Origin of the sequence: Dickeya oryzae, from assembly GCF_009372235.1 — a bacterium.
Taxonomy (GTDB): Bacteria; Pseudomonadota; Gammaproteobacteria; order Enterobacterales; family Enterobacteriaceae; genus Dickeya; species Dickeya oryzae.
On record NZ_SULL01000023.1, the window covers coordinates 1 to 9,365 of the forward strand.

General features: G+C 50.5%; 21 protein-coding genes. All 21 read left to right on the plus strand.

The window, feature by feature from the left end; translation table 11 throughout:
• A partial coding sequence (locus tag FAZ14_RS19835; protein ID WP_478210376.1) for an EF-Tu C-terminal domain-related protein occupies window positions 1-159 on the plus strand: 159 nt, incomplete at its 5' end.
• 129 nt (window positions 160-288) lie between these two features.
• A complete protein-coding gene (bfd, locus tag FAZ14_RS19840) occupies window positions 289-483 on the plus strand; it encodes a bacterioferritin-associated ferredoxin (protein ID WP_012886346.1) in 195 nt (64 codons plus the stop codon).
• A 74-nt stretch (window positions 484-557) separates the two neighbouring features.
• Complete coding sequence (bfr, locus tag FAZ14_RS19845; RefSeq protein ID WP_016943916.1) at window positions 558-1,031, plus strand: bacterioferritin; 474 nt, start codon at window positions 558-560, stop codon at window positions 1,029-1,031.
• A gap of 291 nt (window positions 1,032-1,322) precedes the next feature.
• Window positions 1,323-1,634 (plus strand): 30S ribosomal protein S10, encoded by a 312-nt coding sequence (gene rpsJ / locus FAZ14_RS19850; protein WP_001181005.1) that lies wholly within the window; start codon window positions 1,323-1,325, stop codon window positions 1,632-1,634.
• Between the two features lie 32 nt (window positions 1,635-1,666).
• Window positions 1,667-2,296, plus strand: coding sequence for a 50S ribosomal protein L3 (gene rplC / locus FAZ14_RS19855; RefSeq protein WP_016943915.1), 630 nt, complete (start codon window positions 1,667-1,669; stop codon window positions 2,294-2,296).
• A gap of 10 nt (window positions 2,297-2,306) precedes the next feature.
• On the plus strand, window positions 2,307-2,912 hold the full coding sequence (gene rplD, locus FAZ14_RS19860) for a 50S ribosomal protein L4 (protein WP_012764041.1): 606 nt from the start codon (window positions 2,307-2,309) through the stop codon (window positions 2,910-2,912).
• Window positions 2,909-3,211 (plus strand): 50S ribosomal protein L23, encoded by a 303-nt coding sequence (gene rplW / locus FAZ14_RS19865; RefSeq protein ID WP_009111205.1) that lies wholly within the window; start codon window positions 2,909-2,911, stop codon window positions 3,209-3,211. The genes rplD and rplW overlap by 4 nt, the downstream gene beginning before the upstream one ends.
• Window positions 3,212-3,229: 18 nt before the next feature.
• On the plus strand, window positions 3,230-4,051 hold the full coding sequence (gene rplB / locus FAZ14_RS19870; protein ID WP_016943914.1) for a 50S ribosomal protein L2: 822 nt from the start codon (window positions 3,230-3,232) through the stop codon (window positions 4,049-4,051).
• Window positions 4,052-4,067: 16 nt separating this feature from the next.
• Window positions 4,068-4,346 carry a 30S ribosomal protein S19 gene (rpsS, locus tag FAZ14_RS19875; protein ID WP_012764044.1) on the plus strand — a complete coding sequence of 93 codons (279 nt, stop codon included), beginning with the start codon at window positions 4,068-4,070 and terminating at the stop codon, window positions 4,344-4,346.
• Window positions 4,347-4,360: 14 nt separating this feature from the next.
• Window positions 4,361-4,693, plus strand: a complete 333-nt coding sequence (gene rplV, locus FAZ14_RS19880) for a 50S ribosomal protein L22 (RefSeq protein ID WP_012764045.1) — start codon at window positions 4,361-4,363, stop codon at window positions 4,691-4,693.
• Between the two features lie 17 nt (window positions 4,694-4,710).
• Window positions 4,711-5,412: a 30S ribosomal protein S3 gene (gene rpsC, locus FAZ14_RS19885; protein WP_012768105.1), complete on the plus strand. Its 702-nt coding sequence runs from the start codon at window positions 4,711-4,713 to the stop codon at window positions 5,410-5,412.
• 13 nt (window positions 5,413-5,425) lie between these two features.
• Window positions 5,426-5,836: a 50S ribosomal protein L16 gene (rplP, locus tag FAZ14_RS19890; RefSeq protein WP_012768106.1), complete on the plus strand. Its 411-nt coding sequence runs from the start codon at window positions 5,426-5,428 to the stop codon at window positions 5,834-5,836.
• Complete coding sequence (gene rpmC / locus FAZ14_RS19895; RefSeq protein WP_012764048.1) at window positions 5,836-6,027, plus strand: 50S ribosomal protein L29; 192 nt, start codon at window positions 5,836-5,838, stop codon at window positions 6,025-6,027. The genes rplP and rpmC overlap by 1 nt, the downstream gene beginning before the upstream one ends.
• Window positions 6,027-6,281, plus strand: coding sequence for a 30S ribosomal protein S17 (gene rpsQ, locus FAZ14_RS19900; RefSeq protein WP_012768107.1), 255 nt, complete (start codon window positions 6,027-6,029; stop codon window positions 6,279-6,281). Before rpmC ends, rpsQ begins: the two co-directional genes overlap by 1 nt.
• A gap of 165 nt (window positions 6,282-6,446) precedes the next feature.
• Complete coding sequence (gene rplN, locus FAZ14_RS19905; protein ID WP_012768108.1) at window positions 6,447-6,818, plus strand: 50S ribosomal protein L14; 372 nt, start codon at window positions 6,447-6,449, stop codon at window positions 6,816-6,818.
• Between the two features lie 10 nt (window positions 6,819-6,828).
• Window positions 6,829-7,143: a 50S ribosomal protein L24 gene (gene rplX, locus FAZ14_RS19910; RefSeq protein WP_012768109.1), complete on the plus strand. Its 315-nt coding sequence runs from the start codon at window positions 6,829-6,831 to the stop codon at window positions 7,141-7,143.
• A gap of 14 nt (window positions 7,144-7,157) precedes the next feature.
• On the plus strand, window positions 7,158-7,697 hold the full coding sequence (gene rplE, locus FAZ14_RS19915) for a 50S ribosomal protein L5 (RefSeq protein ID WP_016943913.1): 540 nt from the start codon (window positions 7,158-7,160) through the stop codon (window positions 7,695-7,697).
• 13 nt (window positions 7,698-7,710) lie between these two features.
• Window positions 7,711-8,016 (plus strand): 30S ribosomal protein S14, encoded by a 306-nt coding sequence (gene rpsN / locus FAZ14_RS19920; RefSeq protein WP_012768111.1) that lies wholly within the window; start codon window positions 7,711-7,713, stop codon window positions 8,014-8,016.
• Between the two features lie 33 nt (window positions 8,017-8,049).
• Window positions 8,050-8,442: a 30S ribosomal protein S8 gene (rpsH, locus tag FAZ14_RS19925; RefSeq protein WP_012768112.1), complete on the plus strand. Its 393-nt coding sequence runs from the start codon at window positions 8,050-8,052 to the stop codon at window positions 8,440-8,442.
• Window positions 8,443-8,455: 13 nt separating this feature from the next.
• Entirely contained in the window at window positions 8,456-8,989 is a 534-nt protein-coding gene (gene rplF / locus FAZ14_RS19930; RefSeq protein WP_013319697.1) for a 50S ribosomal protein L6, read from the plus strand.
• A gap of 9 nt (window positions 8,990-8,998) precedes the next feature.
• On the plus strand, window positions 8,999-9,352 hold the full coding sequence (gene rplR / locus FAZ14_RS19935) for a 50S ribosomal protein L18 (RefSeq protein WP_012768114.1): 354 nt from the start codon (window positions 8,999-9,001) through the stop codon (window positions 9,350-9,352).
• Window positions 9,353-9,365 lie beyond the last annotated feature (13 nt).

Genomic DNA, 9,365 nt, shown 5'->3' on the forward strand with positions numbered 1-9,365 from the left:
GAACTGCCGGAAGGCGTGGAAATGGTTATGCCTGGCGACAACATCAAGATGGTTGTAAACCTGATTGCTCCGATCGCAATGGACGATGGTCTGCGTTTCGCTATCCGTGAAGGTGGCCGTACTGTAGGCGCCGGCGTGGTTGCTAAAGTTATCGCTTAATATCGATAACTACATGAAAAGTGAAAAGGGTACTTCGGTACCCTTTTTTATTACTCCAATCATGAATTGAAATAAAAACCATTCTTATTTACAATGCGGTTGGTTGATTAAAAAATGAGTTACCCGCGTATGTATGTCTGTCTATGCAATGCCGTCTCCGATAAAGTTATCCGGCAAGTTGTTCGCCAGCACCAACCACAGTCGCTGAAACAGCTGAAGCAATTTGTGCCGATCGGAACGTCATGCGGCAAATGTATCCGCCAGGCCAGGCTGATTCTGGAAGAAGAAACAGCAAAAGATGCGCAATTGTATAAAGTCGCCTGAGTCGTAAGGGCATTTTTTTGACTCTGTGTAGACCGCTTCTACACTTTTTAATACTGAAGCGGAGGAGCAAAGTCATGAAAGGCGATAAAAATGTCATTACACATCTGAATAAACTGTTGGGCAATGAGCTGGTGGCTATCAACCAGTACTTCCTTCACGCCCGCATGTTTAAGAACTGGGGACTTAAGCGTCTTAACGAGCATGAGTATCATGAGTCGATTGACGAAATGAAACATGCAGATCGGTATATTGAACGCATACTGTTTCTGGAAGGGGTCCCCAATCTACAGGATCTCGGCAAACTGAATATCGGCGAAGATGTTGAAGAGATGCTACGCTCGGATCTCGCGCTAGAGCTTGAAGGCGCGAAGAACTTACGCGAGGCCATCGCCTATGCTGATTCCGTGAGAGATTATGTCAGCCGTGATTTGATGATTGAGGTGCTCACCGATGAAGAAGAGCACATCGATTGGCTGGAAACTGAACTGGAGCTGATTGCGCGTCTGGGTATACAGAATTACCTGCAAACGCAGTTGAAAGAAGAGTGATGTTCTCCCCTCTGCCACATGCGTCAAGATGACCACGATGTAACCCTAACCAGGTTAATAAAGCATCATTTCTAACTTTCGATTGCTTCCTGAGCGAATTTACGTATAATGCGCGGGCTTACCTGAAATGGTAGGCCCGATTCGTATGAATCTGAAGGCAGGTACCCGATACCCGCCGAACAATACTCCCGATATGGGGGTTATGTACCGAACGATTACACTCTCCCATCAATCGTAATGGGTGCGAGTAGTAATTATTTTCGTTTATAAAATAATTGGAGCTCTGGTCTCATGCAGAACCAAAGAATCCGTATCCGCCTGAAAGCGTTTGATCATCGTCTGATCGATCAATCAACCGCGGAAATCGTCGAGACTGCCAAGCGCACTGGTGCGCAGGTCCGTGGTCCGATCCCGCTGCCGACCCGCAAAGAGCGCTTTACCGTTCTGATCTCCCCGCACGTTAACAAAGACGCGCGTGATCAGTACGAGATTCGCACTCACAAGCGTCTGGTTGACATCGTTGAGCCAACCGAGAAAACCGTTGATGCTCTGATGCGTCTGGATCTGGCTGCCGGTGTAGACGTGCAGATCAGCCTGGGTTAATCAGGTCATTGAGCGATTGAGAGGTTGAAACAATGATTGGTTTAGTCGGTAAAAAAGTGGGTATGACCCGCATCTTCACTGAAGAAGGCGTTTCTATCCCCGTAACCGTAATCGAAATTGAAGCAAACCGCGTGACTCAGGTTAAAACCCTGGAGAACGACGGATACCGTGCTGTCCAGGTCACCACCGGCGCTAAAAAAGCTAACCGTGTAACCAAGCCTGAAGCAGGTCATTTTGCCAAGGCTGGCGTTGAGGCTGGTCGTACTCTGCGTGAATTCCGTCTGGCTGACAGCGAAGAATTCGCTGTAGGACAGGACATTAGCGTTGAAGTTTTCGCTGACGTTAAGAAAGTAGACGTTACCGGTACTTCTAAAGGTAAAGGCTTTGCCGGTACCGTTAAGCGCTGGAACTTCCGCACTCAGGACGCTACCCACGGTAACTCCTTGTCTCACCGTGTTCCGGGTTCTATCGGTCAGAACCAGACTCCGGGCAAAGTGTTCAAAGGCAAGAAAATGGCAGGCCAGCTGGGTAACGAACGTGTAACCGTTCAGAGCCTGGACGTAGTACGTGTTGACGCTGAGCGCAACCTGCTGCTGGTTAAAGGTGCAGTCCCGGGTGCAACCGGTAGCGACCTGATCGTTAAACCGGCTGTGAAGGCGTGAGGAGATAGCAATGGAATTAGTATTGAAAGACGCGCAAAGCGCGCTGACTGTTTCCGAAACTACCTTCGGTCGTGATTTCAACGAAGCGCTGGTTCACCAGGTTGTTGTTGCTTATGCAGCAGGTGCCCGTCAAGGTACTCGCGCTCAGAAGACCCGTGCTGAAGTAACTGGTTCCGGTAAAAAACCGTGGCGTCAGAAAGGCACCGGCCGTGCGCGTTCTGGTTCTATCAAGAGCCCGATCTGGCGTTCTGGTGGCGTGACTTTCGCAGCCAAGCCGCAGGATCACAGCCAGAAAGTAAACAAAAAGATGTACCGCGGCGCGCTGAAAAGCATCCTGTCCGAACTGGTACGTCAGGACCGTCTGATCGTTGTCGAGAAGTTCTCTGTTGAAGCACCGAAAACCAAGCTGCTGGCTCAGAAACTGAAAGAACTGGCGCTGGATGACGTGCTGATCATCACTGGTGAGCTGGATGAGAACCTGTTCCTGGCCGCTCGCAACCTGTACAAGGTTGACGTACGCGACGTAGCAGGCATCGATCCGGTAAGCCTGATCGCCTTCGACAAAGTGGTTATGACTGCTGATGCTGTTAAGCAAGTTGAGGAGATGCTGGCATGATTCGTGAAGAACGTCTGCTGAAAGTATTGCGCGCGCCGCACGTTTCTGAAAAAGCGTCTACTGCGATGGAAAAAAACAATACCATCGTACTCAAAGTTGCTAAAGACGCGACTAAAGCAGAAATCAAAGCTGCTGTACAGAAACTGTTTGAAGTCGAAGTCAATGACGTCCGCACCCTGGTTGTTAAAGGGAAAGTAAAACGTCACGGACAGCGTATCGGTCGTCGTAGCGACTGGAAAAAAGCTTACGTCACCCTGAAAGAAGGCCAGAATCTGGACTTCATCGGCGGCGCAGAGTAAGTCGGAGGAGTAAGAACAATGGCAGTTGTTAAGTGTAAACCGACATCTCCGGGTCGTCGCCACGTTGTTAAAGTGGTTAACCCTGAGCTGCACAAGGGCAAACCGTATGCCCCGTTGCTGGAAAAAAACAGCAAAAGCGGTGGCCGTAACAACAATGGTCGCATCACCACTCGTCACATCGGTGGTGGTCACAAACAGCAGTACCGTATTGTTGACTTCAAACGCAACAAAGATGGTATCCCTGCTGTAGTTGAGCGTCTGGAGTACGATCCGAACCGTTCCGCGAACATCGCGCTGGTTCTGTACAAAGACGGCGAACGCCGTTACATCCTGGCGCCGAAAGGCCTGAAAGCAGGTGACCAGATTCAGTCTGGTGTTGATGCTGCAATCAAAGCTGGTAACACCCTGCCGATGCGTAACATCCCGGTCGGTTCAACGGTTCACAACGTAGAAATGAAACCAGGTAAAGGCGGCCAGCTGGCTCGCTCTGCTGGTGCTTACGTTCAGATCGTTGCTCGTGAAGGTGCTTACGTTACCCTGCGTCTGCGTTCTGGCGAAATGCGTAAAGTCGAATCCGACTGCCGCGCAACGCTGGGCGAAGTTGGCAATGCTGAGCATATGCTGCGCGTTCTGGGTAAAGCAGGTGCTGCACGCTGGCGTGGTGTTCGTCCGACCGTTCGCGGTACGGCAATGAACCCGGTTGACCACCCGCACGGTGGTGGTGAAGGTCGTAACTTTGGTAAGCACCCGGTTACTCCGTGGGGCGTTCAGACCAAAGGTAAGAAGACCCGCAGCAACAAGCGTACTGATAAATTCATCGTACGTCGCCGTACTAAATAATTTTAGAGGATAAACCATGCCACGTTCTCTCAAGAAAGGTCCATTTATTGACCTGCACTTGCTGAAGAAGGTAGAGAAAGCGGTGGAAAGCGGTGACAAGAAGCCCCTGCGCACCTGGTCCCGTCGCTCAACGATCTTTCCAAACATGATCGGTTTGACCATCGCTGTCCATAATGGTCGTCAGCACGTTCCGGTATTCATCTCTGATGAGATGGTCGGACACAAGCTGGGTGAATTCGCGCCGACTCGTACTTATCGCGGCCACGCGGCTGATAAAAAAGCCAAGAAGAAATAAGGTAGGAGGAAGAGATGGAAACTATCGCTAAACATCGCCATGCTCGTTCTTCTGCCCAGAAGGTTCGCCTGGTGGCTGACCTGATTCGCGGTAAGAAAGTGTCGCAAGCTCTGGATATTTTGACCTATACCAACAAGAAAGCTGCTGGTCTGGTTAAGAAAGTACTGGAGTCTGCCATTGCTAACGCAGAACACAACGATGGCGCTGACATTGACGATCTGAAAGTTGCGAAAATCTTCGTAGACGAAGGCCCGAGCATGAAACGCATTATGCCGCGTGCTAAAGGTCGTGCGGATCGCATCCTGAAGCGTACCAGCCACATCACTGTGGTTGTGTCCGATCGCTGAGACTCTGGAGACTAGCAATGGGTCAGAAAGTACATCCTAATGGTATTCGCCTGGGTATTGTCAAAACTTGGAACTCTACCTGGTATGCGAATACCAAAGAATTCGCTGACAACCTGGACAGCGATTTTAAAGTTCGTCAGTACCTGAACAAGGAACTGGAGAAGGCCTCCGTTTCTCGCATCGTTATCGAACGTCCGGCTAAAAGCATTCGTGTGACCATTCACACTGCTCGTCCGGGTATCGTTATCGGCAAGAAAGGTGAAGACGTTGAAAAACTGCGTAAGGGCGTAGCGGATATCGCTGGCGTACCGGCGCAGATCAACATCGCTGAAGTTCGTAAGCCTGAACTGGACGCAAAACTGGTTGCTGACAGCATCACTTCTCAGCTGGAACGTCGAGTTATGTTCCGTCGCGCGATGAAGCGTGCTGTTCAGAACGCCATGCGTCTGGGCGCTAAAGGTATCAAAGTTGAAGTTAGCGGTCGTCTGGGCGGCGCCGAAATCGCACGTACCGAATGGTACCGCGAAGGTCGTGTTCCGTTGCACACACTGCGTGCTGACATCGACTACAACACCTCCGAAGCGCACACCACTTACGGTGTCATCGGTGTGAAAGTGTGGATCTTCAAAGGTGAGATCCTGGGTGGTATGGCTGCCGTTGAACAACCGGAAAAACCGGCTGCTCAACCGAAAAAGCAGCAGCGTAAAGGCCGCAAGTAAGGAGAGTCGCTGAATGTTACAACCAAAGCGTACAAAATTCCGTAAAGTGCACAAAGGCCGCAACCGTGGTCTGGCTGCAGGTACGGATGTTAGCTTCGGCACTTTCGGTCTGAAAGCTGTTGGCCGCGGTCGCCTGACTGCTCGTCAAATCGAAGCTGCTCGTCGTGCTATGACCCGTGCTGTTAAGCGTCAGGGTAAGATCTGGATCCGTGTATTCCCGGACAAACCGATCACTGAGAAACCGCTTGAAGTGCGTATGGGTAAAGGTAAAGGTAACGTGGAGTATTGGGTTGCCTTGATTCAGCCAGGTAAAGTCCTGTACGAAATGGACGGGGTGCCGGAAGAGTTAGCCCGTGAGGCATTCGAACTGGCAGCAGCGAAACTGCCGATCAAAACCACCTTTGTAACTAAGACGGTGATGTAATGAAAGCAAAAGAGCTGCGTGAAAAGAGCGTTGAAGAGCTGAATACCGAACTGCTCGGACTGCTGCGTGAACAGTTCAATCTGCGCATGCAGGCTGCCAGCGGTCAGCTGCAACAAACTCACCTGTTGAAGCAAGTGCGTCGTAATGTCGCACGCGTTAAGACTTTACTGACTGAGAAGGCGGGTGCGTAATGACCGATAAAATCCGTACTCTGCAAGGTCGTGTCGTTAGTGACAAAATGCAGAAATCTGCTGTTGTTGCTATTGAGCGTTTCGTGAAACACCCGATCTACGGTAAATTCATCAAACGCACGACCAAGCTGCACGTGCATGACGAGAACAACGAATGTGGAATTGGCGACGTGGTTGAAATCCGCGAATGCCGTCCGCTGTCCAAGACCAAATCCTGGACCTTGGTTCGCGTTGTAGAGAAAGCGATTCTGTAATACAGTATTGCACTTCTCTAGATAATAAACGGCTCTGTAAAGGGCCGTTTATTTTTTCTACCCACAGTCGATAAGTGGTGTTATAATGCTGCGCCCTCGATTCTGGGGTATTAATGACCCGCAAGGGTTCGAAAAGTAGTAGTTGACATTAGCGGAGCACTAAACATGATCCAAGAACAGACTATGCTGAATGTGGCCGATAACTCCGGTGCACGTCGCGTAATGTGTATCAAGGTTCTGGGTGGCTCGCACCGTCGCTACGCAGGCGTCGGCGACATCATCAAAATTACCATTAAGGAAGCAATTCCCCGCGGTAAGGTGAAAAAAGGCGATGTACTGAAGGCGGTAGTGGTGCGCACCAAGAAGGGTGTTCGTCGCCCTGACGGTTCTGTCGTTCGCTTCGATGGTAATGCATGCGTTATTCTGAACAATAACAGCGAGCAACCTATCGGTACGCGTATTTTTGGGCCGGTAACTCGTGAACTGCGTACTGAAAAGTTCATGAAAATTATCTCTCTGGCACCAGAAGTACTCTAAGGAGCGAATCATGGCAGCGAAAATCCGTCGTGATGACGAAGTTATCGTGCTGACCGGCAAAGATAAAGGTAAGCGCGGTAAAGTTAAGAACGTCCTGACTTCTGGTAAGGTCGTTGTTGAAGGTATCAACCTGGTTAAAAAACATCAGAAGCCGGTTCCGGCGCTGAATCAACCAGGCGGCATCGTTGAAAAAGAAGCTGCTATCCAGGTTTCTAACGTTGCAATCTTCAATGCGGCCACCGGCAAGGCGGATCGTGTAGGCTTTAGATTCGAAGACGGCAAAAAAGTCCGTTTCTTCAAGTCTAACAGCGAAACTATCAAGTAATTTGGAGTAGTACGATGGCGAAACTGCATGATTACTACAAAGACGAAGTGGTTAGCAAACTGATGACTCAGTTCAGCTACAATTCTGTCATGCAAGTCCCTCGGGTCGAGAAGATCACCCTGAACATGGGTGTTGGTGAAGCGATCGCTGACAAAAAGCTGCTGGATAACGCCGCAGCTGATCTGGCAGCTATCTCCGGTCAAAAACCGTTGATCACCAAAGCACGCAAATCTGTTGCAGGCTTCAAAATCCGCCAGGGCTATCCGATCGGCTGTAAAGTAACTCTGCGTGGCGAACGCATGTGGGAGTTCTTTGAGCGTCTGATTACCATTGCTGTACCGCGTATCCGCGACTTCCGCGGTCTGTCTTCGAAATCATTCGATGGACGTGGTAACTACAGCATGGGCGTGCGTGAGCAGATCATCTTCCCGGAAATCGACTATGACAAGGTCGATCGCGTTCGTGGTTTGGACATTACCATTACCACCACTGCGAAATCCGATGATGAAGGCCGTGCGCTGTTGGCCGCCTTTAACTTCCCGTTCCGCAAGTAAGGTAGGGTTACTAATGGCTAAGCAATCCATGAAAGCACGCGAAGTTAAACGCGTGAAATTAGCTGATAAATTCTTCGCCAAGCGCGTTGAACTGAAAGCTATCATCTCCAATGTGAACTCATCCGACGAAGATCGTTGGGATGCTGTTCTCAAGCTGCAGACTCTGCCGCGTGATTCCAGCCCGTCCCGTCAGCGTAACCGCTGCCGCCAGACAGGTCGTCCGCACGCTTTCCTGCGGAAGTTCGGGTTGAGCCGTATCAAGGTCCGTGAAGCCGCCATGCGCGGTGAAATTCCGGGTCTGAAAAAGGCTAGCTGGTAATTGTCACCAATTGAATCACGGGAGTAAAGACAGATGAGCATGCAAGATCCGATCGCGGATATGCTGACCCGTATCCGTAACGGTCAGGCCGCGAACAAAGTTGCGGTCACCATGCCTTCCTCCAAGCTGAAAGTGGCAATTGCCAACGTGCTGAAGGAAGAAGGTTTTATTGAAGATTTTAAAGTTGAAGGCGACACCAAGCCTGAACTGGAACTGACTCTTAAGTATTTCCAGGGCAAGGCTGTTGTAGAAAGCATTCAGCGTATCAGCCGTCCTGGTCTGCGCATCTATAAACGCAAAGATGAGCTGCCGAAAGTTATGGCCGGTTTAGGTATCGCAGTTGTTTCTACCTCTAAAGGTGTGATGACTGATCGTGCAGCTCGCCAGGCTGGTCTTGGTGGCGAGATTATCTGCTACGTAGCGTAATCGGGAGGGAAGAATGTCTCGTGTTGCAAAAGCACCCGTCGTCATTCCTGCCGGCGTAGAGGTAAAACTCAACGGTCAGGATGTTTCGATCAAGGGTAAAAACGGCGAGTTGGTTCGTGAGATCAATGCCGCTGTCGAAGTTAAACAAGCTGATAACGTGCTGACTTTCGCCCCGCGCGAAGGTTTTGCCGATGGCTGGGCTCAGGCCGGTACTACCCGCGCTCTGTTGAACAGCATGGTTATCGGTGTTACCGAAGGCTTCACCAAAAAGCTGCAATTGGTAGGTGTAGGTTATCGTGCAGCCGTGAAAGGTAATGTGGTGAATTTGGCCCTGGGCTTCTCTCACCCTATCGATCACGAACTGCCTGCAGGCATTACTGCTGAATGTCCGTCTCAGACTGAAATCGTACTGAAAGGTGCGGATAAACAGCTGATCGGCCAGGTGGCTGCTGACCTGCGTGCTTACCGTCGTCCTGAGCCTTACAAAGGCAAAGGTGTCCGTTACGCCGATGAAGTCGTGCGTACCAAAGAGGCTAAGAAGAAGTAAGGTAACACTATGGATAAGAAATCAGCTCGTATCCGTCGTGCAACCCGCGCACGTCGCAAAATCCGTGAATTGGGTGCGACTCGTCTGGTGGTACATCGTACCCCCCGCCATATTTATGCGCAGGTTATCGCACCGAACGGTTCTGAAGTCCTGGTAGCCGCTTCTACTGTAGAAAAAGCTATCGCTGAGCAATTGAAGTATACCGGTAACAAAGACGCTGCTGCAGCTGTCGGTAAAGCTGTTGCTGAACGCGCTCTGGAAAAAGGCATCAAGGGTGTGGCCTTTGACCGTTCCGGGTTCCAATATCATGGTCGAGTCCAGGCACTGGCAGATGCTGCCCGTGAAGCTGGCCTTCAGTTCTAAGGTAGAGGTGTAA

What these genes read in the sequence shown, in the direction of transcription:
- bfd (WP_012886346.1), top strand. Translation starts at nt 289, where the DNA reads ATGTATGTCTGTCTATGCAATGCCGTCTCCGATAAAGTTATCCGGCAA.
- bfr (WP_016943916.1), top strand. Translation starts at nt 558, where the DNA reads ATGAAAGGCGATAAAAATGTCATTACACATCTGAATAAACTGTTGGGC.
- rpsJ (WP_001181005.1), top strand. Translation starts at nt 1,323, where the DNA reads ATGCAGAACCAAAGAATCCGTATCCGCCTGAAAGCGTTTGATCATCGT.
- rplC (WP_016943915.1), top strand. Translation starts at nt 1,667, where the DNA reads ATGATTGGTTTAGTCGGTAAAAAAGTGGGTATGACCCGCATCTTCACT.
- rplD (WP_012764041.1), top strand. Translation starts at nt 2,307, where the DNA reads ATGGAATTAGTATTGAAAGACGCGCAAAGCGCGCTGACTGTTTCCGAA.
- rplW (WP_009111205.1), top strand. Translation starts at nt 2,909, where the DNA reads ATGATTCGTGAAGAACGTCTGCTGAAAGTATTGCGCGCGCCGCACGTT.
- rplB (WP_016943914.1), top strand. Translation starts at nt 3,230, where the DNA reads ATGGCAGTTGTTAAGTGTAAACCGACATCTCCGGGTCGTCGCCACGTT.
- rpsS (WP_012764044.1), top strand. Translation starts at nt 4,068, where the DNA reads ATGCCACGTTCTCTCAAGAAAGGTCCATTTATTGACCTGCACTTGCTG.
- rplV (WP_012764045.1), top strand. Translation starts at nt 4,361, where the DNA reads ATGGAAACTATCGCTAAACATCGCCATGCTCGTTCTTCTGCCCAGAAG.
- rpsC (WP_012768105.1), top strand. Translation starts at nt 4,711, where the DNA reads ATGGGTCAGAAAGTACATCCTAATGGTATTCGCCTGGGTATTGTCAAA.
- rplP (WP_012768106.1), top strand. Translation starts at nt 5,426, where the DNA reads ATGTTACAACCAAAGCGTACAAAATTCCGTAAAGTGCACAAAGGCCGC.
- rpmC (WP_012764048.1), top strand. Translation starts at nt 5,836, where the DNA reads ATGAAAGCAAAAGAGCTGCGTGAAAAGAGCGTTGAAGAGCTGAATACC.
- rpsQ (WP_012768107.1), top strand. Translation starts at nt 6,027, where the DNA reads ATGACCGATAAAATCCGTACTCTGCAAGGTCGTGTCGTTAGTGACAAA.
- rplN (WP_012768108.1), top strand. Translation starts at nt 6,447, where the DNA reads ATGATCCAAGAACAGACTATGCTGAATGTGGCCGATAACTCCGGTGCA.
- rplX (WP_012768109.1), top strand. Translation starts at nt 6,829, where the DNA reads ATGGCAGCGAAAATCCGTCGTGATGACGAAGTTATCGTGCTGACCGGC.
- rplE (WP_016943913.1), top strand. Translation starts at nt 7,158, where the DNA reads ATGGCGAAACTGCATGATTACTACAAAGACGAAGTGGTTAGCAAACTG.
- rpsN (WP_012768111.1), top strand. Translation starts at nt 7,711, where the DNA reads ATGGCTAAGCAATCCATGAAAGCACGCGAAGTTAAACGCGTGAAATTA.
- rpsH (WP_012768112.1), top strand. Translation starts at nt 8,050, where the DNA reads ATGAGCATGCAAGATCCGATCGCGGATATGCTGACCCGTATCCGTAAC.
- rplF (WP_013319697.1), top strand. Translation starts at nt 8,456, where the DNA reads ATGTCTCGTGTTGCAAAAGCACCCGTCGTCATTCCTGCCGGCGTAGAG.
- rplR (WP_012768114.1), top strand. Translation starts at nt 8,999, where the DNA reads ATGGATAAGAAATCAGCTCGTATCCGTCGTGCAACCCGCGCACGTCGC.